Annotated in this window: 21 protein-coding genes; 7 read left to right on the forward strand and 14 right to left on the reverse strand. The window is 65.8% G+C overall.

What is annotated here, in order from left to right; genetic code table 11:
• Positions 1–43: 43 nt before the first annotated feature.
• Entirely contained in the window at positions 44–3,076 is a 3,033-nt protein-coding gene (putA, locus tag QOU61_RS32415) for a bifunctional proline dehydrogenase/L-glutamate gamma-semialdehyde dehydrogenase PutA (protein ID WP_289655249.1), read from the forward strand.
• Between the two features lie 3 nt (positions 3,077–3,079).
• On the opposite strand, the gene QOU61_RS32420 is transcribed toward putA, so the two are convergent.
• The gene (locus tag QOU61_RS32420; protein WP_289655250.1) at positions 3,080–5,155 is read right to left on the reverse strand and encodes a tetratricopeptide repeat protein; all 2,076 of its coding nucleotides are present in this window, start codon (positions 5,153–5,155) and stop codon (positions 3,080–3,082) included.
• A gap of 296 nt (positions 5,156–5,451) precedes the next feature.
• On the opposite strand from QOU61_RS32420, the gene QOU61_RS32425 reads away from it, so the two are divergent.
• Positions 5,452–6,657 (forward strand): CaiB/BaiF CoA transferase family protein, encoded by a 1,206-nt coding sequence (locus tag QOU61_RS32425; RefSeq protein ID WP_289655251.1) that lies wholly within the window; start codon positions 5,452–5,454, stop codon positions 6,655–6,657.
• A gap of 165 nt (positions 6,658–6,822) precedes the next feature.
• Here the strand turns inward: QOU61_RS32425 and QOU61_RS32430 are convergent, their stop codons facing one another.
• From QOU61_RS32430 to QOU61_RS32450, 5 genes are all read right to left on the reverse strand, one after another.
• Complete coding sequence (locus tag QOU61_RS32430; RefSeq protein ID WP_289655252.1) at positions 6,823–6,981, reverse strand: hypothetical protein; 159 nt, start codon at positions 6,979–6,981, stop codon at positions 6,823–6,825.
• Positions 6,982–7,000: 19 nt separating this feature from the next.
• The gene (locus QOU61_RS32435) at positions 7,001–8,401 is read right to left on the reverse strand and encodes an MFS transporter (protein ID WP_289655253.1); all 1,401 of its coding nucleotides are present in this window, start codon (positions 8,399–8,401) and stop codon (positions 7,001–7,003) included.
• A gap of 76 nt (positions 8,402–8,477) precedes the next feature.
• On the reverse strand, positions 8,478–9,713 hold the full coding sequence (locus QOU61_RS32440) for a flavin-dependent oxidoreductase (protein WP_289655254.1): 1,236 nt from the start codon (positions 9,711–9,713) through the stop codon (positions 8,478–8,480).
• 141 nt (positions 9,714–9,854) lie between these two features.
• Complete coding sequence (locus tag QOU61_RS32445; protein ID WP_289655255.1) at positions 9,855–11,426, reverse strand: hypothetical protein; 1,572 nt, start codon at positions 11,424–11,426, stop codon at positions 9,855–9,857.
• Between the two features lie 95 nt (positions 11,427–11,521).
• Positions 11,522–12,532 (reverse strand): hypothetical protein, encoded by a 1,011-nt coding sequence (locus QOU61_RS32450; RefSeq protein WP_289655256.1) that lies wholly within the window; start codon positions 12,530–12,532, stop codon positions 11,522–11,524.
• Between the two features lie 296 nt (positions 12,533–12,828).
• Between QOU61_RS32450 and QOU61_RS32455 the strand changes: the two genes are divergently transcribed.
• From QOU61_RS32455 to QOU61_RS32465, 3 genes are all read left to right on the forward strand, one after another.
• Positions 12,829–13,197: a Crp/Fnr family transcriptional regulator gene (locus QOU61_RS32455; RefSeq protein ID WP_289655257.1), complete on the forward strand. Its 369-nt coding sequence runs from the start codon at positions 12,829–12,831 to the stop codon at positions 13,195–13,197.
• Between the two features lie 154 nt (positions 13,198–13,351).
• Positions 13,352–14,179: an MBL fold metallo-hydrolase gene (locus QOU61_RS32460; RefSeq protein WP_289655258.1), complete on the forward strand. Its 828-nt coding sequence runs from the start codon at positions 13,352–13,354 to the stop codon at positions 14,177–14,179.
• A gap of 112 nt (positions 14,180–14,291) precedes the next feature.
• Positions 14,292–14,906, forward strand: coding sequence for a glutathione S-transferase family protein (locus tag QOU61_RS32465; RefSeq protein WP_289655259.1), 615 nt, complete (start codon positions 14,292–14,294; stop codon positions 14,904–14,906).
• Positions 14,907–14,925: 19 nt separating this feature from the next.
• Here QOU61_RS32465 and QOU61_RS32470 read toward each other — a convergent pair whose 3' ends face one another.
• The 7 genes from QOU61_RS32470 to QOU61_RS32500 all read right to left on the reverse strand — a co-directional run bounded on the left by QOU61_RS32470 (position 14,926) and on the right by QOU61_RS32500 (position 22,077).
• Positions 14,926–15,288 (reverse strand): hypothetical protein, encoded by a 363-nt coding sequence (locus QOU61_RS32470; RefSeq protein ID WP_289655260.1) that lies wholly within the window; start codon positions 15,286–15,288, stop codon positions 14,926–14,928.
• 149 nt (positions 15,289–15,437) lie between these two features.
• Positions 15,438–16,217, reverse strand: coding sequence for a 2-keto-4-pentenoate hydratase (locus tag QOU61_RS32475; RefSeq protein ID WP_289655261.1), 780 nt, complete (start codon positions 16,215–16,217; stop codon positions 15,438–15,440).
• A 37-nt stretch (positions 16,218–16,254) separates the two neighbouring features.
• Complete coding sequence (locus QOU61_RS32480; protein ID WP_289655262.1) at positions 16,255–16,752, reverse strand: TPM domain-containing protein; 498 nt, start codon at positions 16,750–16,752, stop codon at positions 16,255–16,257.
• A gap of 8 nt (positions 16,753–16,760) precedes the next feature.
• Positions 16,761–17,672, reverse strand: a complete 912-nt coding sequence (locus QOU61_RS32485; protein ID WP_289655263.1) for a TPM domain-containing protein — start codon at positions 17,670–17,672, stop codon at positions 16,761–16,763.
• 128 nt (positions 17,673–17,800) lie between these two features.
• On the reverse strand, positions 17,801–18,409 hold the full coding sequence (locus tag QOU61_RS32490; protein WP_289655264.1) for a LemA family protein: 609 nt from the start codon (positions 18,407–18,409) through the stop codon (positions 17,801–17,803).
• A gap of 282 nt (positions 18,410–18,691) precedes the next feature.
• Entirely contained in the window at positions 18,692–21,016 is a 2,325-nt protein-coding gene (locus QOU61_RS32495; RefSeq protein WP_289655265.1) for a xanthine dehydrogenase family protein molybdopterin-binding subunit, read from the reverse strand.
• A 185-nt stretch (positions 21,017–21,201) separates the two neighbouring features.
• Positions 21,202–22,077 carry a dihydrodipicolinate synthase family protein gene (locus QOU61_RS32500; protein WP_289655266.1) on the reverse strand — a complete coding sequence of 292 codons (876 nt, stop codon included), beginning with the start codon at positions 22,075–22,077 and terminating at the stop codon, positions 21,202–21,204.
• A 271-nt stretch (positions 22,078–22,348) separates the two neighbouring features.
• Here QOU61_RS32500 and QOU61_RS32505 point away from each other — a divergent pair, with 271 nt between their 5' ends.
• Both QOU61_RS32505 and yidC read left to right on the forward strand, forming a co-directional pair.
• Entirely contained in the window at positions 22,349–23,152 is an 804-nt protein-coding gene (locus QOU61_RS32505) for a transporter (RefSeq protein ID WP_289655267.1), read from the forward strand.
• A 112-nt stretch (positions 23,153–23,264) separates the two neighbouring features.
• Positions 23,265–24,989, forward strand: coding sequence for a membrane protein insertase YidC (gene yidC, locus QOU61_RS32510; RefSeq protein WP_289655268.1), 1,725 nt, complete (start codon positions 23,265–23,267; stop codon positions 24,987–24,989).
• Here the strand turns inward: yidC and QOU61_RS32515 are convergent.
• The gene (locus QOU61_RS32515) at positions 24,986–26,671 is read right to left on the reverse strand and encodes an outer membrane beta-barrel protein (RefSeq protein ID WP_289655269.1); all 1,686 of its coding nucleotides are present in this window, start codon (positions 26,669–26,671) and stop codon (positions 24,986–24,988) included. The two genes, yidC and QOU61_RS32515, sit on opposite strands and share 4 nt — an antisense overlap.
• Between the last annotated feature and the right edge of the window lie 138 nt (positions 26,672–26,809).

Consider the following 26,809-nt stretch of genomic DNA (forward strand, 5'->3'; position numbering starts at 1 on the left):
CGGAACAGCAGGGAACTTCAAATTCTCGGGAAGGAGCGGCAAGATGGGCGCCGAAACGATTCCGGCACCGGCCATGACAACCGAGCCTTTCAGCGCGCCCTATGCTCCCGATGACCGCGCCTTTGCCGGGCCGCTGCTCGGCAGCAGCCGCTTGGCGGCCGCGCAGGACGCCCGCATCGACCGCACCGCCACGCGCCTGATCGAGGCGATCCGCGAGAACGACGACCGGCTCGGTGGCGTCGAGGACATGCTGCGCGAGTTCGCGCTCTCCACCAAGGAGGGGCTGGCGCTGATGGTGCTCGCGGAAGCGCTGCTGCGCGTGCCGGATGCCCGCACCGCCGATCAATTCATCGAGGACAAGCTCGGCGAAGGCGATTTCATCCATCACGAGACCAAGTCGAGCGCGTTCCTGGTCAATGCCTCGGCCTGGGCGCTCGGCATGTCGGCACGGGTGATCCAGCCGGGCGAAACCCCTGACGGCACGATCGGCCGCCTGGTCAAGCGGCTCGGCGCGCCGGCGGTGCGCGCCGCCACGCGCCAGGCGATGCGGCTGATGGGCAGCCACTTCGTGCTCGGCGAGACCATCGAGGCGGCGCTCGCGCGGGCCCATGCGCACGCCGCGCAGGCCCATGCGCCGCGCTATTCCTTCGACATGCTCGGCGAAGGCGCCCGCACCGCCGATGACGCGCACCGCTATTTCAAGGCCTATGCCAGTGCGATCGAAGCGATCGGCCGATCGGCCGGCAACAAGCCGCTGCCCGACCGCCCCGGCATTTCCGTGAAACTGTCGGCGCTGCACCCGCGCTACGAAGCGGTCAGCCACGGCCGCGTGATGACGGAGCTGGTGCCGCGCCTGGTCGACCTGGCGCGACAGGCCAAGGCGTATGACCTGAACTTCACCGTCGATGCGGAGGAAGCCGACCGGCTCGAGCTCTCGCTCGATGTGATCGCAGCCGCGCTCGCTGACCCCTCGCTTGCAGGCTGGGACGGCTTCGGCCTCGCGATCCAGGCCTACCAGAAGCGCGCCAGCGCCGTGATCGGCTATGTCGACGGGCTGGCGCGCCAGTACGAACGCCGGCTGATGGTGCGGCTGGTGAAGGGCGCCTATTGGGACACCGAGATCAAGCGCGCGCAGGAGCGCGGCCTCGACGGCTATCCGGTCTTCACCCGCAAGGCGATGACCGATCTCAACTATGTCGCCTGCGCCCGGCAATTATTGTCCCTGAGGCCGCGGCTGTTCCCGCAATTCGCCACCCACAACGCGCTCTCGGTCGCGACCATCCTCGAGCTGGCCGGCGACGACCGCCAGTTCGAATTCCAGCGCCTGCACGGCATGGGTGAAGCGCTCTATGCACGGCTTGCCGAGGATCATCCTGACCTTGCCTGCCGCACCTACGCGCCGGTCGGCAGCCATCGCGACCTGCTCGCCTATCTCGTGCGCAGGCTGCTGGAAAACGGCGCCAATTCGTCCTTTGTCGCACTCGCCGCCGACGACGCGGTGCCGCTCGCCTCGCTGTTGCGGCGCCCCGCCGGGATCATCGGCAGCGCCGAACAGGCAACACATCCGAACATCCCGCTGCCGCGCGACCTCTATCGGCCCGAGCGGAAGAATTCGCGCGGGATCGAATTCGGCGAGCGCGCAGCGCTCGGTGCGCTCGTTGCCGCGACCGCGGCGGAACGGACTGCCGCGACCGGCAGTGCCACCGCGGCAGCACAGGCGCAGGCGGCTGCGGCCGTCGAGGCCGCGCGCGCCGGGTTCCGACGCTGGAGCGCGACGCCCGCGCGCGAGCGCGCCGAGGTGCTGGAAAAGGCCGCCGACCTGATCGAGGGCCGGCGCGCGCATTTCATCGCCTATCTGCAGCGCGAGGGCGGCAAGACGCTCGACGATGCGCTCTCCGAGGTGCGCGAGGCCGCCGACTTCTGCCGCTACTACGCGGCGCAAGGCCGCAAGCTGTTCGACGACGGCGAGCCGATGCCGGGCCCCACCGGCGAAAGCAACGTGCTTCGGCTGCGTGGCCGCGGCGTGTTCGCCGCGATCTCGCCGTGGAATTTCCCGCTCGCGATCTTTCTCGGACAGGTGACCGCGGCGCTGATGGCCGGCAATACCGTGGTGGCGAAGCCGGCCGAGCAGACGCCCCTGATCGCGGCCGAGGCGGTGCGGCTGCTGCACGACGCGGGCATTCCCCATTCGGCGCTGCAGCTCGTGCAGGGCGACGGCGCGATCGGCGCGGCGCTGGTGTCCCATCCCGCCATCGCAGGCGTGGTCTTCACCGGCTCGACCGAGGTCGCGCGCGCGATCAACCGCGCGCTCGCCGCCAAGGACGGTCCGATCGTGCCGCTGATCGCGGAGACCGGCGGCATCAACGCGATGATCGCGGATGCGACAGCGCTGCCCGAGCAGGTCGCCGACGATGTGGTGACCTCCGCGTTCCGCTCGGCCGGACAGCGCTGCTCGGCGCTGCGGCTATTGTTCGTGCAGGAGGACGTCGCCGACCGCACGATCGAGATGATCGCGGGCGCCGCGCGCGAACTGAAGGTCGGCGACCCCATCGATCCCGCGACCCATGTCGGCCCGGTGATCGACGCCGAGGCGAAGCAGCGACTGGAGGCGCATATCGCGCGCATGAAACGCGAGGCGCGGACGCATTTTGCGGGAACGGCGCCCGAGGGCAACTACGTCGCGCCGCATATCTTCGAGCTCGCGGACGCCGGCGAACTGACCGAGGAAGTGTTCGGCCCGATCCTGCATGTGGTGCGCTACCCGGCCGACCGGCTCGACCGCGCCCTCCAGGCGATCGCGCGGACCGGTTACGGGCTCACGCTCGGCGTCCATTCGCGGATCGACGATACCGTGGAGAGGATCGTCGATGCCCTGCAGGTCGGCAATGTCTACGTCAACCGCAACATGATCGGCGCCGTGGTCGGCGTGCAGCCGTTCGGCGGCTTCGGCCTTTCCGGCACCGGCCCGAAGGCCGGCGGCCCGCATTACCTGGCGCGCTTCGCCACCGAACAGACCGTGACGGTCAACACCGCGGCCGCCGGCGGCAACGCGGCGCTGCTGGCGGGAGACGACTAGCGCTCACAGGCAGGTGCCGTCCTTGTCGTTGCGGACCGAATTTCCGCACGGCACGCGCTTCGAGAGCTGCTGCAGTTTCTGCTTCGACTCGGCCTGCGCGACAAGGTCGAATGCGCTGCCGGGCGCCAGTTGCGTGGCGCGGCGGAAGTCGTTCGTTGCCTTGTCGACGCTGTTCTGCGCTTCATAGATCTTGGCCCGCACGAAGTAGCTTTCGACCGTTTCGCGCTGCGCGATCGCTTTGGTGAGATCATCAAGCGCCTTGTCATAGTCGCGATTGGCGAGCCACGCGATGCCACGCAGCCGCAGCGCATCCGCATCGTTCGGCCGCGTGCCGAGCACCAGATTGAGATCAGCCATCGCGCTCGCCGTATCCTTCCGCGCAAGATAGGCCCTGGCACGAAGCAGCCGCGCCAGCGAATCGAGGGCAACCGACTTGCCGATCAACTGATCGAGCGCGACGATCGCCCGGTCGTACTGGCCGGACAGCACCATCGCCAGGCCCTGGCCGAGCTCCGCCATCTGGTTGTTGGGATTGCGATCCAGCGCATTCTTGACGTCCACCAGGCCTTCGGAGCTGTTTCCCTTCAGCAACAAGGTCAGCCCGCGCGCCGCGCGGGCCGCGTCGTTCGCCTGGTTGAGGACGAGCGCCTGGTCGAAGTCCACCAGCGCCTTGTCGAACTGGCCAAGTCCCATATAGGCCTGTCCGCGTTCGCCATAAGCGTTGCTGTCCTTCGCATTGAGCGCAATCGACCGGCTGAAATCGGCGATGGCATCCTGGAATTTCGCGGTCAACCGGTTGACCGTGCCCCGGCCGAGATAGGCCGTCGCGTTATTCGGATTGACGCTGAGCGCGTGATTGGCGTCGGCCATCGCCTGGTCGAACTGCCTCATGCCCAGCGAAGCCACGACGCGCGCGCCCAGCAGCTGCTGGTCGTCCGGCTTGAGCTTGAGCAGGGTGTCCATGTCGTCGCGGCTTTCGGCAAAGCGGCCCGACGACAGCAGCGCGGCCGCGCGAAGCCGCAGCGCGTTCTGATTACCGGGATCGACAGCCAGCGCCGCGTTGAGCCGCGTCACCGCGTCGGCGAACTTGCGCTGGCCCATGAGCTGCTGCGCCTCGCTGATGCCCTGGCCGGTGGAGGACGGCGCGGTCGGGGCCGCAACCGGCGTCGAGGCCGCCGGCGCGGGCGGAGCCGCAGCGACCGTCCGCCCGGGCGACGCCGCCGGCTGCCCCTCGTGAAGCTTCGCGAGCTCGGCCTGCATCGCGACGGCGGCCTGACGCTGCTGCTGCGCCGCCTTGTGATCCGGCGCGATCGAGAGCAGCTTGTCGAAATCCGCGATCGCCCGCGCATAGTCGCCCCTGGCGATGAAGAGCAGTCCCCGCGCGTAATACGACCCGCGGTCGGCCTGCGGCGCCTGTGCGATGGCCCGGCTGAAGTCCTCGATGGCGTGATCGGCGTCGCCCTTGCGACGATAGGCTTCGCCGCGCCAGTAGAACGCGTTCTGCGCGTTCGCGTTCATCGAGATCGCCGTGTTGAGATCGCTCATGGCCTGGTCGAGCTGGCCGGTCTCGACATAGGTTCGGCCGCGCGCGACATAGGCCTGGGCCAGATCCTGGCGCAGCGCGATCGCCTGATTGAGATCGGAGAGCGCGTCCGTCCATGCCCGCTGCTCGTCGTGCAGGATGCCGCGCGCAAGGAACAGTAGCGGATTCTTCGGCTCGATCTCGATCGCCTGGTTGAAATCGGCCAGCGCCGCGTCGAAATGGCCGAGCCTTTGCCGGGCGTAGCCGCGCGCGATCAGCGCCGGTGTTGATTTGGGATTGAGCTGTAGCGCGGCCTCCGCATCGGCCTGCGCCGGTTCCAGCCGGGAACGGCTTGCGAGGAAGCGCGACCGGCTCACATAGGCCTTCAGATGATCGTCGGCGGAACGTGCGGAATCGTTGATGATCGCGCTGCAGGCCGCCTCGAGCCTGTCGGAGAACGGACCGTTGCAATCCTCGACGTCGCCGGCCCGGGCCGGCTGCACAATAGCCAGCGCCAGCAGGACAGGCGCGAGCAGCCGAAGGCGCGAGGAGTTCATGAAAGTCTCCCTTCTGTCGTATCGGCAAAACGCCGCGCGTCGCCCCGCGCGCAGCGTCGATCGCGATGTTCCCTGATTTCCGCGGATTCTTACAACCGCGACGTGCGGTTTACCATATCGATTTGGCACAAGTCGTGACGACAGCAAGATCGGAAGGCGTCGAGATGCAGGCAGGAGTGGATATTTGCAACCGCCGTCCGGCATGATCAAATGGGATTTGGGTCTTTCGCCGGCGTGGGCGACGGACCAATGTTCCGGCCGCAACGACGCCGGCAACAGGCTCCACGGGAGACGGCATGGACAAGGGCATTTTTGACGGGCTGAAGGTTCTGGACTGCGCGAGCTTCATCGCTGCACCCGCGGCCGCGACCGTGCTGTCGGATTTCGGCGCCGATGTCATCAAGATCGAGCCGCCGGGTTCCGGCGACCCTTATCGCAACCTGCCGAAGCTGCCGGGCTATCCGGTAAGCGAGCACAATTATGCGTGGCTGCTGGAGGCGCGCAACAAGAAGAGCCTCGCGCTCGACCTCTCCAAGGCGGAAGGACAGGCGGTGCTGCACCGGCTTGCCGCCGATGCCGACGTCTTCATCACCAACTATCCGCCTGCGGTGCGCCAGCGGCTCGGCATCACCTATGATCATCTGGCGCCGCACAACGAGCGGCTGATCTATGCTTCCTTCACCGGCTACGGTGAAAAAGGCGAGGAGGCCAACAAGCCCGGCTTCGACAGCAATGCCTATTGGGCGCGCTCCGGCCTGATGGACCTCGTGCGCGCCGACACCAACACGACGCCGGCGCGCTCGATCGCCGGCATGGGCGACCATCCTTGCGCGATGGCGTTCTACGGCGCGATCGTGACCGCGCTCTACAAGCGCGAGCGCACCGGCAAAGGCTCGCATGTCGCCTCCAACCTGATGGCCAATGGCGTGTGGGCGGCTTCCGTGCTGGCGCAGGCAAAACTGTGCGGCGCGAAATTCGGCGAGCGCCGCCCGCGCGAGCGCGCGCTCAACGCCGTCACCAACCACTACCGCTGCAAGGACGGACGCTGGATCATCCTGTCGCTGCTCAACGAGGACCGGCAATGGCCGACGCTGGCGCGCTGTCTCGGCCGTGAAGACCTGCTCGATGACGTCAGGTTTGCCACCAAGCCGGACCGCCACGCGCGCTCGCTGGAGCTGATCAGGATCTTCGACGAGGTGTTTGCGACCAGGGATCTCGCCGAATGGCGCCAGATCCTCGACGGCAACGGCCTCGTGTTCGGCGTTGTCGGCATCCTCGACGACATTCCGCAGGACAGGCAGATGCTCGAGAACGAGGTGCTGGTGCCGTTCGAGAACGACACCATGCTGACCGTCAACAGCCCGATCTGGATCGACGGCGCGAGGAAAGTGCCGCCACGCAAGCCGCCCGGCGTCGGCGAGCATTCGGACGAGATCCTGCGCGCTGCCGGCTACGACGAGGCCGCGATCAGCAAGCTGCGCGCCGCCGGCACGGTGGCGTAAGCGCTAGTGTGGCGGTTCGGAAGTCCGCCTCATTTATTGCCGCGAGTTCGTCATGCGGACTTCTGAACCAAAGCCACACTGGATCAATAGATTGCCGGTGTCCTTCGATTGCGAGGTTCGCAAACGAGGGGCCCGCAGAATGGTGCGAACTTCGGAATCGGGACACTAGCGGCTCAGCCAGGCCCAGACGATGGCGACCGCAACGACGCCTATGATGATCGCGAACACGATGGTCCATACGCTGACGCGAACATCGCCCGTGGTCTGACGCACAGCTTCGTTCTGGGCGATCTCGCGATTGCGTTCCTTCTCGGCTTCGTTCATCCGCTGCCCCCGCGTCGCCTTACGTCTGGCTCCCGGCTGGACGCAGCTTAGCATCAAAAGATGTCGCCTGCTCAACGGCGCCGCCGCCCGTGCCGGCCAACCTGGAGAGCCAGAGCGCCGCCAGCGCCGCGCAGAGTGCTGCCGCCGCGGCCGCGAGAAACACGGCGCCGGCGCTCCAGTGCGCCTCCATCAGCGCGCCGCCGACCAGGGGGCCGACGATCGAGCCGACCCGGCCGATGCCGAGCGCCCAGCCGACCCCGGTGGCGCGCACCGCGGTCGGATAGAAGCCGGCGGCCAGCGCGTTGGCGGCGATCTGCCCGCCGACCACGCAGAACCCGGCTGCGAAAATCGCGATCGCGACCAGTGTGGCGGCATGGCCGAGCTGGCCGATCGCGCCGACCGCGAACACCGCGACGAAATAGACCAGCGCCAGCGCGCGGAACGAGAAGCGGTCGATCACGCTGCCCAGCGCGAAGGTGCCGACCACGCCGCCGACCTGCAACAGCGAGCCGATCGCCGCGGCCGCCGAGACCGACGCGCCGAGGTCGTTGAGCACGGTCGGCAGCCAGTTGGCGAGAAAATAGAGGTCGAGCAGGCTCATGAAGAACACCACCCAGAGCAGCAGCGTGGCGCCGGCGCGGCCCTCGCGGAACAGATGCTGCACTGGCATGCCCTTCAGTTCCGCCTCGTTCACGACGAAGCGCGCATCGTGCGCGAACACGGCCTGCGGCGCGATCCTTGACAACAGCGCCGCGACGGGTTCGGGCCTGTGGCCGGCAAGCGCCAGGAAACGGACGGACTCCGGCAGCGAGCGCGCGAGAAGCACGACCATGATCAGCGGCGTCACGCCGCCCACCGCGAACACCGAGCGCCAGCCGAACGAGGGGATCAGCACGGCGGCGAGCAGGCCACCGAGCGCGGCGCCGACCGAGAAACCGCAGAACATGATCATCACCATGGTGGCGCGTCGACGCCGCGGATTGAACTCCGAGGTCATCGCGATCGCGTTCGGCATCGCGCCGCCAAGCCCGAGCCCGGTGAGGAAGCGGATCACGAGCAGCGCGTTCACGCCCTCGACGAAGGCGGTGGCAAGCGCGCCGACGCCGAAAGCCAGCGTCGAGAAGATGATGATCTTGCGCCGCCCGACGCGGTCGGCAAGCGGCCCGAACACGAGCGCGCCGATCATCAGCCCGAACAGGCCGGCGCTGAACACCGGCCCCAGCGCGCCGCGCGACAGGCCCCACTCCTTAGCCAGCGCCGGCGCGACATAGCCGATCGCCTGTGTATCGAAGCCGTCGAGGAACAGCACGGCAGCGCAGGTCACGAGCAGCCTGATCTGGAAGCCGCCGACCGGCTGGTTGTCGATGAAGTCGGCGACATCGATGCCCGGCGCGGCGGCCGTGCTCTCGGATTCCGTCATGTCGCTTCCCTCCCCGCGCTGCTGCAACGCGGCTCTTGGCGGCCGCTGCTTTGTGGGCGTGTCGTACCGCGCGGCGCTAGCGGCGCAACGCTTCCTTCGAATAGCCGGCGATGCGCTTGTAGCTGTCGGACAGCGCAACCAGCTCGTCATGGCTGATGACGTCGTCGATCGCCGTGAACGGGCGGTCGTGCGTGCGCTGGAACACCTCGCGCAGGATCGCATCCGGCGGATTGGTGCGGTTGGTGAGCACGACGCGCGTGGTCGCCTCCAGCCGCTCTCTCTCGTAGGCCGCAAACGCCGCCGCCGGATCTCCGAGCTGCCGCAGCGCGTCCGTCAGCGCGCGCACGTCGAGAATCGCCTGGCCAGCGCCATTCGAACCGCGCGGCACCATCGGGTGCGCGGCGTCGCCGAGCAGGGTTGCGCGACCGAACGTCCAGCGCGGCAGCGGGTCCTGGTCGACCATCGGAAATTCCAGCACATGATCGGCCGCGCGGATGAAAGCGGGCACATCGAGCCAGTCGAAATGCCAGTCGGAGAACGGGCCGATGAAATCGTCGAGCGTGCCGGCGCGGTTCCAGTCGCGCTTGCGGTAATGCGGCGTCTCGATCTCGGCGACCCAGTTGACGAGCTGCAGGCCGTCGCTGCCTGCGCGGCGGATCGGATAGATCACCATCTTGCCGTGCGACAGCCAGCCGGCGCGCACCATGCTCGCGCCCGACAGCATCGGCTTCCAGCGCGTCACGCCCCGCCACATGTTGACGCCGGAATAGCGCGGCTCGCCCTCGTCGGGGAAGAACTGCTTGCGCACCGCCGAATTGATGCCGTCGCAGGCGACGACCGCGCGACCGCGCACAGCGTGCCGGGCCGCGCCGTTCGGCCCGTCGGAAAAGGTCACGGTGACGCCCGTGTCGTCCTGCGCAAGCCCGATGCAATGGTGATTGGTGAGGATGCGGCTCGCCCCCGCACGCGTGCGGAAGGCCTCGAGCAGCACCATCTGCAAATCGCCGCGATGAACAGAGAATTGCGGATGGTCGTAGCCGGCGGCGCGCCCGAGCGGTTCCTGGTAGATCAACTGGCCGAAGCGGTTGAAGAAGGTCGCGTCCCTGGTCTCGATCGCGACCCGCGCCAGCGCGTCCTCAAGCCCGAGCGCGGCAAGCTCCTTTGTCGCATGCGGCAACAGGTTGATGCCGACGCCGACCGCCTTGATCTCGGGCGCGGACTCGAAGATGCGGCAGGGGACGCCGGCCTGGTGCAGCGCGAGCCCCAGCGTCAGTCCGCCAATTCCGCCGCCGACGATCAGGATATCGTCCATGTTTCCGTCCCGAAACCGTTTGGGCGATGAAACACGATTAGTAAGTCTACTGTCAATTCGGCAAGAGGCCGGCGCTAGTGGTCCTTTGATAACATTCGCATCCTATCCCGGCAGACGGGTAGCGAACGTCAATCCGCTCCACTAGCGGCTTTTGATGAAGCACATGCCCATGCGCGAGCTTTGGCCGGCGGCCTCGCAGGCCAGGCCCTTCGCGCAGGTCCAGGACCGGAAGCTCGCATCGTTATCGCTGCCTTTCGCATGCTGCACATAGCAATGCGCGCCCCAGCCGTCGGAATATTCGGTCCCGGCCAGTTCGTTGCTGCCGCGCAATTGCGGTCGGCTGGAAAAGCCGCGCGAATAGTCCGGCGCGCTGCCGCCAGCGATGGCGGCGAGGATATCGCGGCGACGCAGCTGATCGCCGAAGAAATGCGGCGAGGCCGGAACCACGGTCGAGTTCGACGGCTTCGCCGCCATCCAGTCGACGCCCGGGAAATGAAAGCCGCCGATGCCACGCGTCTGGTGGCACCCTGCGCAGGTGATGTCGTTGAGCCGCCGCTCGAAGCCTGCGACCGAGCGGATGTTCTGCAGCGTGACGCCCTTCTGCGCGGCCTTCTTCAGCGCGGACACGACATCATTGTCGTCGAACACGCCGGCTCCCGTGCCCTCTCCCTGCACCAGGCCGAATTCGGGCAGCAGCCCCGATGGATCGAACCCGGCCGGGGTCGGCGCGATCGCAGCCTTCGCCAGGAACGGCTCCGGGATCAGCGCGGTGCTGCGATCGAAATCGCGCATGTTTTTGGGATCGAGCAGCCAGGCCTTGAATTCCGCCCTCAGATTCGCATCCGCCAGCAGCCGCTCGCGGTCGATCTGGTTTTCCATCGGCGCTTCCTGGAACAGGCGCGCCTGCGCATCGTAGCGAAACACCTTCAACAGATAGTCGGTGCGGAAATCGCGCACCGCCGATTTCGGCGCATGGGCGATCTGGAGGTTGGTCTCGATGCGGTCGATGTTGTCGGGCCTGACCAGCGCCAGCGGTCCGTCCGCGGCTGTGAGTTTTGCCGCAAGCGCGGCGCCGGCCTCGGGCCAATCGGCGACACCAAGCCAGCGCCGCGCGATCTCCTTGCAGGTGACCGCCGCGCCTGCCTTGTCGCCCCTGGCATGCAGCACGACGTTGAGCGTCATCGGCAGCCGCGGCGAGTTCGCGCCCTCGCCGACCGGACCGTCGTCGAGACGGGTCAGGCGATAGATCAGCCGGATCTCGCCGCAACTTTGCGGCGCGACATAGGCGCGATCCATGCGGTTGACGATTCCTGACAATACGAAGCGGGCGCGCGGCGAATAGAGCAGATCGCGGTCGAACAATTGCCAGTCGAAGGCAGTTCCGACGCCGATGGTCTCATTCGGCAGCTCCACGTGGTGGCGGGCGGCGTAGCGATCGAAATCGGCATCGAGCGCGGCGCGCAGCGGCGCCATCGCGGGCAGCGCGAACAATTCGTCATCGGCGATCGGCGCCTTGTCCATCCGCGCGCCGGGAATGAACCTGCGCAGTTCGAAACCTGTTTCGCTATTGCCCGCCTGCTCCAGCGCGCGCAGGGCAAGGGGATCGATGATCGCGGCACCGCGCTCGAGCGGCGCGGTTATTTCCGCGCGCGCCGAAAAAGCCGCGCAAAGCAGGACTGGGATCAGCAGAAGAATTCGCGGTGCACGGCTCATCTGCCGTCACTAACACCGCCGGCAAGCGCCTATTCAAGTCAAAAGGCGCTTCACAGGACGGTGAAGCGCCTTTGCTTTTTCAAAATTGGCAGGTTCTAGCGCGAGGTGATCAGGCCCTTGCTGGTGACGACCACCCAGCGGCCGTCCTGGCGGCGGATCGCATCGATGCGCCCCAAGCCCGGAACGCTGTCGCCGACATACACCTCGTAGGAACCGCGCCGGTTCTCGATCAGCGCGCCGCCATAGCCGACATCGCTCAGCACCCAGCCTTCCACCGCCGGCATCCGCGAAACCTCGGGTTTCGGCACCGGCAGCGGCACCGCTCCGGGCACGGCGTTGGCGACCTGCTGCGGCAGCGAGCCCGTGATATCCTTTGCGGCCTGCGTTGCGGGCGCCGCCGCAACCGGCGCCTGCGGCGCGGCGCGCAGCTTGTCGACGGCTTCGGTGAGTTTTGCGAGTTTTGCGGCCGGATCGATTTGCGCCTTTTCGAGTTTGTCGAGCCGGTCGGCGGTCCGGGTGAACTGGCTCAAATTCGCCTTGGACGCCTGCTCGACGCCGCCCTTCAACGCGACGATATCGGCATCAATCCGGGCGATCGAAGCTTCCAGGCCGGTATTGGCCGTTCCAGCGCCCGTGCCGGCCAGATGCGTGACGCCGAGCGTCGCGAATGCCCCGCCGACTGCGCCCGCGACCATCGCCAGCGCCACGACGGCGGCCATGGCGGCGAAGCGGCGGTTGCCGGCCGCCGGAGAATCCGAACGAACCTGCTCTGCCCCCGGCGCCTCGCCATGGATGCGGTCGCCGGGCGCCATGATCATCAAATGGGGCGTACGCGGAGCGTCCGCCTTCGCCGCCTTGACCGGCTCGGCCTTGGTGGGCTCCGCCTTGGTGGACTCAGCGTGGGGAGCTTCGACCTTCGGCGCCTCGGCTTTGATGGCGTCGGCTTTGGGTGCCTCATGATCGGGGGCGATTCGCGGCGAATCCATCACCGTGATCTCTGGCGCTGCCGCCGAAGCCGGCCCGCTTTCGGGCTGGGAGGACGTGGTTGCCGCGGCGCCGGGGGAACCGGTCTCAGCGCTGGTCTCATCGGCCTGATGTTCGCTCACGTTCGAAATCTCCAGGATGAATTGACCATTTGGTAACTTTCATTGCTTGCGAATTGGTTACCGGGGGGCCGTTTCCCGGCGGCTTACGGAAATTTTAGGGAGTCTTTGGGGCTGGCCCGACTTTGCTGCCCTGCGGCAAAACCGCCGGGCAGGCCGTTTGCGCTGCCGGACTTCCCGGTCCTTGCGCGAGCCCGATCCCCCGGGAGGGAGCCCGAGGACATGCTTTTTCGGAAAACCGGTGGCCAGTTTTCCGCATCATGCTCTAACATGCACCCAGCCAGAATGGCGGGGAAAGCATGGCCATCGAGAAATGCATCAATGAGTTTGGTGTCGGCGATGTCATCTTCGAGGAAGGCTCGACCGGGCGCGAGCTGTTCGTCGTGCTCGACGGCCAGGTCGAGATCGCCAAGATCGCCGGCACCAGCAAGACCGTGATCGTCACGCTCGGCAAGGGCGAGTTCTTCGGCGAGATGGCCGTGATCGACGGCTCCTCGCGCTCGGCAACCGCGATCGCGGCCGCGCCCAACACCAAGGTGATGCGGATCAATCACGCCCGCTTCGTCTATCTGGTGAGCCAGCAGCCGGCCTTCGCGCTGATGATCATGGACGCGCTGTCGAAACGCCTGCGCGTCTCCAACGAGCGCACCTATCGGGCGGCAACCTAATCATGAGCGACCGACGGTCGAGTGTCGCCGATTTGAAGTTGCTACACATGGCGCCCTACGTTCGCCTCAGGGACTTCAAACCGAAAAGCTGCACTGGAATCAGGGACCTTTTGGCACGCTTTGCTTTCCGAAGTTCGTGGGAGAGGTCGCCGCGATGAATGACGAACTTCCGAAAGCAAAGCGTAGCGGCCCGTTCAAGACGCTGTTCGACAATGAAGCCTCGACCCTGATCCAGGCGGCGCCCGACGTCTACCAGATCCGCTTCAAGAATCGCGCGGCGAACGCCTATCTCGTGGTCGGCAGCAGGCGCACGATCCTGATCGATGTGGGATTGTCGAGCAATTATCAGCATCTGCTGGCCTGCATGAACCATGTCGGCGTCACGCCCGACAAGATCGACATGGTGGTGCTGTCCCACGAGCATCTCGACCATATCGGCGCCGCCTATCATTTTGCCGGCCGCTGCTACATCGCCGCGCACCGGCTTGCCGCCAACAAGATCATGCTGCGCGACGACTTCTCGATGCTGCGCAAGATGTTCAACGAGCCGAACGTGCCGATCGACGTCGACCTCTGGCTCGAGGAAGGCAATCTGATCGACCTCGGCAGTTTCCGCCTCAACGTGATGCACACGCCGGGCCACACCTCGGCCTGCATCACGCTGTTCGATCAGGACAAGGGCCTGTTGTTCGCCGCCGACACCCTGATGCCGGGCGGCGTGATGGGTGGCGTGTTCGGATCGGGCTCGATCGCCGACTACATCCAGTCGCTGGAGCGCATCAAGGGGCTGAACTCGAAAATCCTGCTCTCCGGCCATGGCCGGCTGTCCGACACCCCGCAGGAGGACGTTCGCACCGCGATCCAGCGCTCGCACGGGCTTTTGTCCGATACCGCGCAACTGTTCGACGCGCTCGATGCGCGGTCGAATTTCGAGCCGATCATGCAGTCGGTGCGCGACCTCAACAAGCTCGACGACAGCTGAAGCAACTTGATTGACGCCAACGGCGCACTCGCCCCGTTTGACAAAGGGAGGCGGCGTGTTCAACAAAGACCGTCATCTTGCCGGCACAGGCCAGGAACTGGGAGGGAAGTGCATGAAGCTCTACGACTCGATCGGACCCAATCCGCGCGTGGTGCGGATGTTCATGGCGGAAAAAGGCATCGAGATGCCGAAACAGGCAGTCGACCTCATGGCGGCCGAGAACCGGCAGGAGCCGCATCTGAAGCGCAATCCGCACGGCCAGATGCCGACGCTTGAGCTTGATGACGGCAGCTACCTCTCAGAGATCGTGCCGATCTGCGAATATCTCGAGGAGAAGACGCCAACACCCGCGCTGATCGGATCCTCGCCGGAACAGCGCGCCGAATGCCGGATGTGGACACGCCGCGTCGACCTCAATATCTGCGAGCCGCTCGCCAACGGCTTCCGCTTCGGCGAAGGGTTGAAGATGTTCCAGAAGCGCGTGCATTGCGTGCCCGAGGCGTCGGCCGGGCTGAAGGCGATCGCGGCCAACCGCCTGCAATGGCTAAACGGACAGATGGCGGACGGCCGAAAATATCTCTGCGGCGACCGCTTCACGCTGGCCGACATCCTGCTCTACGGCTTCCTGGATTTCGGCAAGCAGGTCGGCCAGCCGCTCGATCCCGCCAACAGCCATATCGCGGCGTGGTTCGCGCGCGTCGGCGAGCGGCCTTCGGCGAAGGCCTAAGACCGCGAGCAATCGGCCATCATGCTGCGGCGGGCTCCGGAACAGCCCATGATGCGTCCTGCCAGGGAGCTGGCGTCTCCGCCGCGAGCATCTCGGGCGTCGAGGCTTCGGCGGAGGCCGCTGCCGCGGCCTCGGGAGAAAGCGCATCCGAAGCTGGTGCTTCTGGAGCGGGCGCAATCGCGGCCGGCGTCGCGGGCCTCGCGAATTCGGGGAACCTCTTTTCGAGTTCCGCGGCGTCGAACGGCCTGCCGTCGGCGTCCGTGATCGTCACCTGCCAGCCCTCGCTCTCCAGAACGCGAGCATTCGCCAGCGTGATCAATGCGCTATCCCGTTGCTTGCGGACGGTCTGGTTTTCCCGCGCTGCGACCAAGCTGTACGCCATGCGACTAACTCCCCCATACAAGAGCCAGAGGAAAACGGCCGAATGCGTGGACTTGGTGACCCGATTGGGCCGAACGGATGACGATTTGGCGTCACGCCGGCGTCGCGGCCAGTCGGCGCGCGGTATCAGGTGATGCGGCGCGGGCCGGATCACCCGGCCAGCTGCACCTCGACGGTGCCGATGCCTTCGAGATCGAAACGATAGGCGGCATCCTCGGTCGGAAACACCGTCTTCATGACGCTGCCGGTCATCACGACCTGTCCCGCCTTCAATGCCTCGCCGCGGGCGGCCAGATGCGCCGCCAGCCACGCCACCGAATTGAAGGGATGGCCGAGGATGTCGCGGCCATGTCCCTCGCCGATCGGCGCGCCATCGCGGCTCGCCCGGCCAGGCACGGCCTCCAGGTCCGGCCATGCCGTGATGAAATCAGACAGCACGATGCCGCCGTTCCAGGAATTGTCTGACACCAGCGAGCGCACGTCGAGGCTGCCGTAGTCCGCAGCGCGGTCGTCGACCAGCTCGATCGCCGCGCACACACTCTCGACATGCGGCGCGATGGTCGCGGCGGTATAGGACGCCGCGCTCGCCGGGACATCCGACTTGACGCGCACCGCGATCTCGAATTCGAGACCGAGCCTGCCGAAATCGGCACGGCGGATGCGCGCGCCGGAGCGGTGGACGCGCGTTGCCAGCACGACGCCGGCGATCGGATGATCGATGCCGCAGAATGTCTGCATCGTCTGCGACGTCAGCCCGACCTTGTAGCCGATGCTCTCGCCGTGCGCGGCGCGCAGTAGCGCGACATAGCGGTCCTGGACGTCATAGGCATCCGCGATCGCGGCGAGGCCGTCCATCGTATGAAACCGGGTGGCTGCCTTGTGTTCGGCGAGCAATTGTTCGGCCGCACGTTGCGCCGCCTGCTTCTCCATCGCGCCCTCCCTTTGTCCCGGTTCTTGATGCGAGACTTTATATCACCACGGGCTTGTCCGGCAGCTCGTTGCGATGCGGCCCCTGCGCCGGGAAATGCACAGCCAGCGCCTGCGAAACCGCCTCGACGCCCTTGATGATGCCGCGCTCGAACGCACCGTGCCGGAAATCCTCCTGCATCGCGCGACAGATCGCTGCCCAGCCTTCCGCGCCGACCTTCGCATCGATGCCGCGATCGGCGATGATCTCGACGTCATGATCGGCGAGCAGCAGATAGATCAGCACGCCGTTGTTATGCGCGGTATCCCAGATGCGGTAGTGCGAGAAGACGTCCAGCGCGCGCTCACGTGCCGGCTGGTCGCGGAGTAGCGGCGCGCCGTCGAGCGCGCCTTCCACGACGAAGCGCACCTGGCCGGTATGGGTCAGCTCGCCGGCCTTGATCGCCTGCTCGATGCGCTCCAGCACCGCGCGCGAAAACAGCCGCCGCGTCCGCCAGCGGTGCTCGATCAAATGCCTGCCGATGCGCTTGATGCCCATGCCTGATATTACCAGCTTCCCGAAGCGCCGCCGCCGCCAAAGCTGCCGCCACCGCCGCCGCTGAACCCGCCGCTGTCGCTTCCGCTCGAGCCGCCGGACCAGCCGCCGCCTCCGCCATAGCCGCCGCCGACCCAGGCGCCACCGGACGACCGGCGGCCGCTCGGAGGCCCGCCCGAGAACAGGCCATCGGCGATCAGCGTGAACAGGAACACGACGCCGCCCGCGATCAGCGCCGCCGCCAAAGATCCGGCGATGAACCAGGCGATCAGCCCGACGGTGCCGCCGGCCGCGGCCGAGCCCAACAGCCGGCCGAGCACGGCGCGAAAGATGCCGCTGACGAAGACAAGCACGATCAGCACGAACGGATTGAACGGATCGAAGGAGTCCAGCGCGCCGGTGTTCTTCCAGTGCGGAGGCTCCGGCGCCGGCAGCTTTTCGCCGTTGACGACGGAGATCATCCGGTCGACGCCGTCGGAAATGCCGCCGGCAAAATCGCCCTGGCGGAATTTCGGCGTGATCACCTCGTCGATGATGCGGTGCGCGGTGACGTCGGTGAGCGCGCCTTCGAGCCCATAGCCGACCTCGATGCGCAGGTGGCGGTCGTTCTTGGCGACCACCAGCAGCGCACCGTCGTCGATCTTCTTGCGCCCGACCTTCCAGGCCTCCGCAACGCGGATCGAGAACTGCTCGATGGTCTCCGGCTGCGTGGTCGGAACGATCAGGACCGCGATCTGGCTGCCCTTGCGCTGCTGCAGGTCGCGCAGCTTTTGCGTCAGCGAAGCGATATCACCCGACGACAGTGTGCCGGTCTGATCGACCACCTCGGCCGTGAAAGGCGGGATAGCGACGTCGGCCGCCGCCGGCAGCGCAAAGCCGAGAACCAGCATCAGGGTGAGAAGCAGGGTTCTCGCCGCGCTCATCGCGATACCGGATCTGTCATTGCGAGCAGCGCAAGCGACGAAGCAATCCAGATCAATCTCGCGCTCTCTGGATCGCTTCGCTTGCGCTCGCGATGACAGGAACAAGCTCGACCGCGTCTCATCCGGGCCTACTTCGCTGGAGCGGGCGCCGGATTGAAATCGACCTTCGGCGCGGTCGAAATCTCCTTCTCGTTCTCGACCGTGAAGTTCGGCTTCTCCTTGTAGCCGAAGGCCATCGCGGTGAGATTGGTCGGGAACGAGCGGATGGTGACGTTATAGTCCTGCACCGACTTGATGTAGCGGTTGCGGGCGACCGTGATGCGGTTCTCGGTGCCCTCGAGCTGGGACATCAGGTCATGGAACAGCGCGTCCGACTTGAGCTGCGGATAATTTTCCGTCACGACCAGAAGGCGCGACAGCGCGCTGGAGAGCTCGCCCTGGGCCTGCTGGAATTTCTGGAACGCGGCGGGATCGTTCAGCACCTCCGGCGTCGCCTGGATGCTGCCGACCTTGGCCCGGGCGTTGGTGACGCCGAGCAGCACGTCCTTTTCCTGCTGCGCAAAACCCTTCACCGAATTGACCAGGTTGGGCACGAGATCAGCGCGGCGCTGGTACTGGTTGACCACTTCCGACCAGTTCGCCTTGATCTGCTCGTCCTGGCTCTGGATCGCATTGTAGCCGCAATTGGTCAGGCTCAGGGTCGCCAGCGCCGCCAGCACGGTGAAAAACTTGCGCATCGAAATCTCCCGTTGCGTATGGTCGCGAACGTAGCAGAACGGATCGGTCAGGTAAGTGATGAAGAGCGCTTTTTCGGCAACTTTCGCTGGCCTCGCTTTGTTGCGCGGAAGGCGCGGCGGGTTCAATGTCGCTGTCATGCCGGCGCGAGCGCAACCGTGTCGTCCTCGCGAAAGCGAGGACCCATAACCACAGGGCTCAGTTGTGAAGAAGCTGGTCCATCCAGTCTTCTTCATCGCTAGATTCCGCGGTATGGGTCCCGGCGTTCGCCGGGACGACCGGAACTACGCCGTCGCCTTGGCGTCCTGGATCGCCTTCCACACCTTCTGCGGCGTCAGCGGGGTCGGCAGCTGCGTGATGCCGAGCTCGGCCAGCGCATCCATCACGCCATTGGTAATGCAGGGCGGACCCCCGATCGCGCCGGATTCGCCGCAGCCCTTGGCGCCGAGCGGATTGGTGCGGCAGGGCGCCGAGCCGTCCAGCGTCACATCGAGCTGCGGCACGTCGTCGGCACGCGGAATGCAGTAGTCCTGATAGGTCGCGGTGAGGAGCTGCCCATCGGGGTCATAGGTGACGCCCTCGTAAAGCGCCTGCCCGATACCCTGCGCGATGCCACCATGGACCTGCCCGGTGACCAGCATCGGATTGATGGCAACCCCGACGTCGTCGACAGTGGTATAGCGCACCACGCGCGTGACGCCGGTTTCGGGATCGACCTCGACCTCGCAGATGTGGGTGCCGTTGGGCCAGCTTGGACCATCGGCCTTGCCCTCGCTGTCGACCGAGAGCCGCGCGCCGTCTTGCCGGCCGGCGATCTCGAACAGGCCGATACGCTTGTCGGTGCCCACAACGGTGAGCGTGCCGTCGTGATATTCGATGTCGGCGGCCGAGGCCTCCAGGACGTCGGCGGCCTTCTCGCGCGCCTTGTTGATGAGATCGTTCGCCGAAACGGCCACCGCCGTGCCGCCGACGAACAGCGAGCGCGAGCCGACGCTGCCGAAGCCGATCGCCAGATCAGTGTCGCCCTGCACCACATCGATCTTGTCGAGGGGAATGCCGAGCGACTCCGCGATCATCTGGGTATAGGTGGTCGCAAGCCCCTGCCCCATCGCCATGGTGCCGGAATGCAGCACGATGCGCCCCTCGGCGGTGGCATGCAGCGAGACCGTTTCGTTGTGGACGTTGCCGCCGGTCCATTCGATATAGCTGGTCAGCCCGCGGCCATAGAGCAGGCCCTTCTTCTTCGCCGCACGCTTGCGCGCGGCAAAGCCGTCCCAGTCGGCGAGTTTCGTGGCGCGATCGAGCATGTGGGCGAATGCGCCGGAATCGTAGACCTGGCCGACCGCGTTGGTATAGGGCAGCTGTGCCGGCTTGACGTAGTTCGCCTTGCGGATGGCGCGCGGGTCGATGCCGATCTGCCGGGCGGCGGCATCCATCAGCCGTTCGACGATGAAGACCGCCTCGGGGCGGCCGGCGCCACGATAGGCGCCGACCGGCGCGGTGTGGGTCATCACCGACTTCACCTCGAAATGGACCAGCGGCAGGTCGTAGACGCCGGTCTGCACGAACGGCCCAAGCACCAGCGGGATGATGTTGGCGGTGCCGGACTGGTAGGCGCCGGTGCCACCGATCGAGCGCACGCGGTAGGCGAGCACGCGGCCCTTGGCATCGAGCGCGAACTCGCCGGTCGAGGTCAGGTCGCGGCCATGCGTGCCGCCGACGAAATCATCGGTGCGGTCGCCGCGCCAGCGGATGGCCTTGCCGAGCTTCGTCGCCGCATAGGCGACGATGCCGTCCTCGGGATAGACATTGGTCTTCTGGCCAAATCCGCCGCCGATGTCGCCGACCAGCACGTGCACGCTTTCCTTCGGCCGCTTCAGGATCGCTTCCGCCATGAGATCGCGGGTGGTGCCCGGGGTCTGCGATTGCACGTGCAGCGTCAGCCGTCCGGTCTTCTTGTCGACCTCGGCAATGGTCGAGCGCGGCTCCATCGCCGACGGTACGAGGCGCTGGCTCACGATGTCGAGCGAGACCACGTGCGCAGCTTTGGCAAAGGCCTCCTCGACCTTGGCGGCATCGCCATAGCTCATGGCGGCCACGACGTTGTCGGGCGCCTCCTCCCAGACCCGCGGCGCACCCGGCTTGACGGCCTCCAGCGGATCGACCACCGAGGGCAGCACTTCGTAATCGACCTCGATCGCTTCCGCCGCGGTCTGCGCTTCCACGCGCGACGAGGCGACGACGGCCGCCACCGGCTCGCCGGCAAAACGCACCACTTCATGCGCGAGCAGCCGCCGCGGCGGCACCGCCATTGCCGAGCCGTCCGGCCGCTTGAAGATCGCCAGCGTCGGGATGCTGCCGATGTCGTCGCGGATCAGGTCGGCGCCGGTATAGACCGCTGCGACTCCGGGCATTTCCGACGCTGCCTTGGTGTCGATCGACTTGATTTTCGCGTGCGCATGCGGCGAACGCAGCACATAGAGCCAGAGCGCGCCGTCGGCCGGCCTGTCGTCGATGAACTTGCCCTTCCCGGTAATGAGCCGCAAATCCTCCAGACGCCTGACCGGCTGGCCCGCCCCGAAACGCATATTGCCGGGAAGAATATTCATCCGTCTTTCCTTCAAGTCTTTTTCGAACAGGCCCGGTTTTAGCGGATTTTTCGTGCCGCACAACCGCAGCCGTCATCCCGATACGCCAACGGGTCCGCGCGAAGCGCGGCCCTATGACAGGCTCCGCGACACTGCCGCGTCGCCCCGGGGATGACGATGTGGCGAGATCACAAGCTGCATGCCGATCAGCCGAGCTCGCGCAGGACCGCCTCGACGGCCTTGCGCTGCTCGTCGGTAAGCGGCGCCTGCGGCGGGACGGGATCGCCGACGTCATAGCCCCTGATCGCGAGCCCCGCCTTGATGCAGGCGGCGAGGTTGAAGCGTGCAAAGGCCTCGTTGACGCGCCAGAGCTTTCGCTGCAGCACCAGCGCATCGTCCCAGCACGACGCCTTGCAGAGATTGTAGAGCTCGACGCTCTGCCGCGGGATGATGCAGGCCGGGCCCGCCATCCAGCCCACCCCGCCGATCAGCATCACAGCGGCCGGAATGTGGGCGGAGGCGGAGAACACCTTGATGGCGTCGCCGCAGCGGTTGATGATCGAGAGCAGCCGTCCGGTATTGGTGGAGGCATCCTTGATGTAGCCGATGCGCGGATGCTCCGCGAGCCGCGCGATCACATCGAGCGAGAGGTCCGAGCGCTGGAATTGCGGATTGGTGTAGATCACGACGGGGATGTCGACCGCGTCCGCAATGGCGCGGAAATAGGATTCGACGCCCGCGTCCGAAAGCGGGAAATAGGCTTCCAGGATTGCAAGGATGCCGTCGGCGCCCGCCTTCTGATAGGCCCTTGCCTGCGCGACCGCATCGGCGGTCGCAGTCGAGACCACGCCGGCAACCACCGGCACGCGACCGCGCGCCGCCGCGATCGTGGCTTGCACCACCGTCATGCGCTGGGTGGAATCGAGATAGGCGAATTCGCCGGTCGAGCCCAGCGGGGTCAGCCCGTGCACGCCCGCTGTGATCAGATCGTCACAGAGCCGGCCAAGCACTTCCGCCTTCACCTTGCCGTTGGCGTCAACCGGGGAAACCAGATAGGGAAAGACGCCGTGGAAATCGGGCATGAACCGACGCGCTCCGAGGAAAAAAGCGACAGTGTCCCGAGGCGGCGCGCGACGTCAACACTGGTGTGGCGGTTCAGAAGTCCGCATCATTGTCGCCGCGAGTTCGCGTTGCGGATTTCTGAACCAAAGCCACACTAGATCGGAATCGGGACACTCAGCGGGAATATTTCGCTTTTTCCTTAGTCTATTGAATCTAGAATAGGATTGTGCTGCACGGCCGCGGGCTCGGGGCGGCGAGGTCTTGCGAAGAAACCGGACGTTCAGGCCCCTCATGTTCGCGTCAATGCCCCGGCTGTCGTTGCCATCGGCCTGCGTCCTTGTCGCGCTTCTGCCCTTTTCGGCCCGTGCCGCCGAATGTCCGGCCTCCAGCTCGGAGATCGCGACCGATCGTCCCGACGTGACCAATTCGAGCCTCGTCGTGCCCTTCGGCAGCCTGCAAAGCGAGAACGGCATCAACAGCACCGGCCAGAGCGCGGGAAAGGGCTTCGACGGCACCAACAGCCGGCTGCGCTTCGGCGTCGCGCAGTGCCTCGAGGTGCTGGTTGACATCCCGAGCTATGTCGGCCGCCTGTCGGGCCCGCTCGCGACCGGCTTCACCAACGTCTCGCCCGCCATCAAATGGCAGGTGAGCGCGCTGCCGGAGACGACGAGCCTTTCGGTCGTGGTCGGCGCGGGACTGCCGACCGGAACGCGCGCGATCACCGGACCCGGCCCGCAGCCCTATCTGCAATTCCCCTGGTCGCACGAGCTCGGCGGCGGCTGGGGCATCAGCGGCATGTTCACGAGCTTCTTCCGGCCTGCCGACTTCACCAACCATCAGAGCACGGAGGCGACCTTCGTGATCGAGAAAAGGCTGAACGAGCGGATGAGCGTGTTCGCCGAATATGTCAGCGACGTCCCCTCGCGCGGCGCGCCCATTGCACTGCTCAACGTCGGCGGCGGCTATCTGTTGAGCCGTACCCAGCAGATCGACTTCCACGTCGCCTTCGGCCTCAACCGCAACTCGCCGGATTACATCATCGGCGTCGGTTATTCGTACCGGTGGGACAATCTGTGGAAGGCATCGACCCGATAGTCAGTCAGTTCGGGGGGGCCTGCAAACCCGGTTGAAACGGCTATCTATCGTAATCGTGAGTTGACTGACGGCGCAGGCTGTCGTCGCTGCGATTGGTAGTTGGAGTTGCGACATGCACGATCAGAACAACGTTTTCCTCGCCATCGCGCTCTCGGTGCTCATCCTGATCACCTGGCAATACTTCTTCGCGACTTCCTTTTCCCGCAAGGAAGCCAGGGCCCCGCAGATCGATCTGCCCGGGTCCCATGCTCAGCTGAAGCAGTCCGAAGCCTTTCCTCCGCCACCACAGCAGCAGAAGGTCTCACGGCAGGAAGCGCTCGGGCGCTCGCCCCGCGTTGCGATCGAAACGCAGAGCCTGAAAGGCTCGATCGCACTCAGGGGTGGCCGGATCGATGACGTGTTGCTGGCGCGGTATCACGAGACGACAGACCCCAAATCCCCGCCGATCGAGCTTTTGTCGCCTTCCGGCAGCCCACAGGCGTTCTATGCCGAGTTCGGCTGGATCAACGTGTCGGGCACGGCCTTGGCGGTGCCGACGTCCGAGACGACCTGGCGCCAGGTCGGATCCAACAATCTCGGCGTTGGACGGCCGGTCCTTTTGTCCTGGCAGAACGGCGCAGGCCTGGAATTCCGCCGGACAATTTCAGTGGACGACAAATATCTCTTCACCGTCCGCGATGAGGTCGAAAACAGGGGACCAGATCCCGTGGCGCTCGCACCCTATGCCTTGATCTCGCGCCACAATCCACCACCCACGCTCGGCAGCTACCTGCTTCACGAGGGAGCCATCGGGGTTCTCGGGGAGGAGGGCCTGCAGGAGCTGACCTACAAGACCCTCGACGAAAGGAAGCGCGTGCCGTTCACAACGAATGGCGCCTGGCTCGGCTTTACGGACAAGTATTGGGCGGCTGTCGTTGCTCCGCAGGCTTCCGTGCCCCTCCACGCCGAATTTGCCGCAAGCGAACTCGGTTCTCTCAAGACCTACGAGGCCGACTATCTGCAGCAGACGCAGACAATCCTGCCGGGCTCAACGGCAAGCGCAACGACGCGCCTGTTTGCGGGTGCAAAGGAGGTCGCCGTTGTCGACGACTATCAGAAGGCGCTCGAGCTCGACCGCTTCGATCGATTGATCGATTGGGGACGGCTCTGGTTCATCACCAGGCCGATGTTCAGCCTGATCGACTATTTCTTCCGCCTGGTCGGCAACTTCGGAGTAGCGATTCTCATCGTCACGCTGCTGCTGAAAATGGCCTTCTTCCCGCTTGCCAGCAGATCCTACGCCTCGATGGCCAGGATGAAGGCCTTGCAACCAAAGCTGCAGCTCATCCGCGAGCGCTTCGACGGCGACAAGGTGAAGCAGCAAGAGGCGATGATGCAGCTCTACCGGGATGAAAGGATCAACCCGATCGCCGGTTGCCTGCCCACGCTTGTTCAGATTCCGGTGTTCTTCGCGCTCTACAAGGTGCTGTTCATCACCATCGAGATGCGCCACGCGCCATTCTTCGGCTGGGTGAGGGACCTGTCCGCGGCGGACCCGACCAACCTGTTCAACCTGTTCGGCCTGCTGCCGTACGATCCGTCGGCAGTCCCCCTGATCGGCGCCCTCCTCGTGGTCGGCGCCTGGCCCCTCGTGATGGGCTTGAGCCAATGGATCCAGATGAAGCTGACGCCCGCGTCCGCGGACCCGACCCAGGCCGCAATCATGAACTGGATGCCGGTGATCTTCACGTTCAGCCTGGCCAAGTTTCCTGTCGGCCTGGTGATCTACTGGACCTGGAACAACCTGCTGTCCACGGTCCAGCAGCTGATCGTCATGCGCAGGAATCGCGTGTCCTAGTTCAGGCCTGCGAACTTGTAGGACGCCTGCAGGAATCCGCCGTAGCGCTCGGCAGAGACCGGCAGCGTCTGGCATGGGCAGCCGAGGCTGAACGCGTTGGTGCTGCCGGGCGCCCACATCGCCCAGTAGCGGGCGCCGGCGCCGACATTGAAGGACCGCGTCACCGCGTAGGACAGGATCGCCTCGAGCTGGACACCGCGGCCGGTCGCCGTTTCGGGCGAGACAGTGTTGGCGACGTCGGTGCGCAGCAGGTGGTTGTCGGTGCCGCTGAAGGAGACGAAGGGCAGATAGGCGGCATCCGCGGTCAGGGTCAGCCGATCCATCAGCTTGACCACGCTGTTGACGCCGACGCGCATCGAATTCCACTTGTTGTCCTCGGTGATGCCGAGGATCGTGCTCGCGAGCGACGGCACGCAGTCGGAATTGGCATTGGCGAGCTGGGCGCAGCCGAAGGCCGACTTGTTGTCGCGCATGTAGTTGTAGCCGATGAAGCCGCCGACATTGGCGCTCGGCCCGCGGAACACCGAATAGCCGACGTCGAAGGTGGCATAGGCGAGGCTGCCGTTCGCGCTCGACAGCGTGTTCGAATAGGGCACGCTGGCGTTGAAGATCAGCCAGTCCTCGTCGTGCATGTTGCCTGACAACAGCTTGCCGCCGCCGACAAAGCCCTTGATGAAGATGTTGGAGGCGGTGTCGATACGGCCGAACACTTCGCCCGACGCCGCCGTGGTGTCGTAGGTCAGCCGCGACACCAGCACGTTCTGCTGCGCGTTGTCGAAAGTGGCGCCGAGGTCCTTCTGGAAGCGCCCGGAGGAGTACCAGACACGCCCGCCGACCTCGACTTCCGCTTCCGGCAGATAGCCGGGATCCGTGGTTCCGCGCAGCCGATAGTCGGAGGCGGAAGGCTCCCACGTCGCATGCAGGTCCTCGCCGATCCGGTAGTTCAGTCCGAGCTTGACGGTATGCAGGCTCTGGCCGACGTTGGTGATGCCGCCTGACGTCGGCGCATACGCATTGAACGGCGGCAGCACCTGCACGAAACTCGCCGGCGTCGGCATGCCGCTGTTGCCGAATTGTGCATAGTCATATTCGAGCTTCACCGACCAGGCCGGCGTCAGCGCCCTCTCGACGCCGCCGCCGACGGTCCAGCCCCAGCGCACGCCGTCGAAGCTCGTCGTCATCGCCGGCAGCAGCGCATTGGTGGCGATGTCGATCTGCTCCTGCAGCCAGGCCGCGCCGGCCTTGGCATAGACCAGCGTGTGGCCGCGCGAACCGGTGACGAAGCCGACACGGCCGGTAAGCGTGCCGGAAAGCTGCGGGCGGACACGGCAATTGGCGGAGATGAAGAAGCCGGAGGAAGCGAAGCAGGTCGCGGTGCCGTCGCCAATCATCGCGCTCGCATCGGTCTCGACGCCGAGCAGGAAATTCGAATTCGGGATCTGCCAGTTGTAGCCGAGCTGGAAGCCTCCGAGCGCCGCCGGGCTTCTCACCGTGCCGCCGTAGATCGATGGCCCCTGCGGATCCGCAAAGCTCGAACTGGCAAAGCCGGCGCCGGCATGGACGCCGAGATAGAGCCCGGTCCATGACCAGACCACGACGGGCACCGGCGCCGGCATGTCCGCCGCATGGGCGATGGACGCGCCGAGAACCACGCCGACTGCTGCAACCGACAGCTTCTTCATGGACACAACCCGAACTTGCAATGGCGAGCTCGCCGTTAACCAAGATCGGGCGAAAAGCTTAAGAAACCCTGAGCAATTCAGGATTGGCTAACCGTATTTTTTAACGCATCCGAGGCCGGCGGCACCGCCGGCGCACGA

Origin of the sequence: Bradyrhizobium sp. NP1, from assembly GCF_030378205.1 — a bacterium.
Classification (GTDB): Bacteria; Pseudomonadota; Alphaproteobacteria; order Rhizobiales; family Xanthobacteraceae; genus Bradyrhizobium.

Excerpts from the sequence above, each read along its gene's own strand:
- QOU61_RS32420 (WP_289655250.1), bottom strand. The coding sequence starts at position 5,155 with ATGAACTCCTCGCGCCTTCGGCTGCTCGCGCCTGTCCTGCTGGCGCTG.
- QOU61_RS32515 (WP_289655269.1), bottom strand. The coding sequence starts at position 26,671 with ATGAAGAAGCTGTCGGTTGCAGCAGTCGGCGTGGTTCTCGGCGCGTCC.
- QOU61_RS32500 (WP_289655266.1), bottom strand. The coding sequence starts at position 22,077 with ATGCCCGATTTCCACGGCGTCTTTCCCTATCTGGTTTCCCCGGTTGAC.
- QOU61_RS32455 (WP_289655257.1), top strand. The coding sequence starts at position 12,829 with ATGGCCATCGAGAAATGCATCAATGAGTTTGGTGTCGGCGATGTCATC.
- QOU61_RS32445 (WP_289655255.1), bottom strand. The coding sequence starts at position 11,426 with ATGAGCCGTGCACCGCGAATTCTTCTGCTGATCCCAGTCCTGCTTTGC.
- QOU61_RS32465 (WP_289655259.1), top strand. The coding sequence starts at position 14,292 with ATGAAGCTCTACGACTCGATCGGACCCAATCCGCGCGTGGTGCGGATG.
- QOU61_RS32425 (WP_289655251.1), top strand. The coding sequence starts at position 5,452 with ATGGACAAGGGCATTTTTGACGGGCTGAAGGTTCTGGACTGCGCGAGC.
- QOU61_RS32485 (WP_289655263.1), bottom strand. The coding sequence starts at position 17,672 with ATGAGCGCGGCGAGAACCCTGCTTCTCACCCTGATGCTGGTTCTCGGC.
- yidC (WP_289655268.1), top strand. The coding sequence starts at position 23,265 with ATGCACGATCAGAACAACGTTTTCCTCGCCATCGCGCTCTCGGTGCTC.
- QOU61_RS32505 (WP_289655267.1), top strand. The coding sequence starts at position 22,349 with ATGTTCGCGTCAATGCCCCGGCTGTCGTTGCCATCGGCCTGCGTCCTT.
- QOU61_RS32475 (WP_289655261.1), bottom strand. The coding sequence starts at position 16,217 with ATGGAGAAGCAGGCGGCGCAACGTGCGGCCGAACAATTGCTCGCCGAA.
- QOU61_RS32460 (WP_289655258.1), top strand. The coding sequence starts at position 13,352 with ATGAATGACGAACTTCCGAAAGCAAAGCGTAGCGGCCCGTTCAAGACG.
- QOU61_RS32440 (WP_289655254.1), bottom strand. The coding sequence starts at position 9,713 with ATGGACGATATCCTGATCGTCGGCGGCGGAATTGGCGGACTGACGCTG.
- putA (WP_289655249.1), top strand. The coding sequence starts at position 44 with ATGGGCGCCGAAACGATTCCGGCACCGGCCATGACAACCGAGCCTTTC.
- QOU61_RS32495 (WP_289655265.1), bottom strand. The coding sequence starts at position 21,016 with ATGAATATTCTTCCCGGCAATATGCGTTTCGGGGCGGGCCAGCCGGTC.
- QOU61_RS32490 (WP_289655264.1), bottom strand. The coding sequence starts at position 18,409 with ATGCGCAAGTTTTTCACCGTGCTGGCGGCGCTGGCGACCCTGAGCCTG.
- QOU61_RS32480 (WP_289655262.1), bottom strand. The coding sequence starts at position 16,752 with ATGGGCATCAAGCGCATCGGCAGGCATTTGATCGAGCACCGCTGGCGG.
- QOU61_RS32430 (WP_289655252.1), bottom strand. The coding sequence starts at position 6,981 with ATGAACGAAGCCGAGAAGGAACGCAATCGCGAGATCGCCCAGAACGAA.
- QOU61_RS32470 (WP_289655260.1), bottom strand. The coding sequence starts at position 15,288 with ATGGCGTACAGCTTGGTCGCAGCGCGGGAAAACCAGACCGTCCGCAAG.
- QOU61_RS32435 (WP_289655253.1), bottom strand. The coding sequence starts at position 8,401 with ATGACGGAATCCGAGAGCACGGCCGCCGCGCCGGGCATCGATGTCGCC.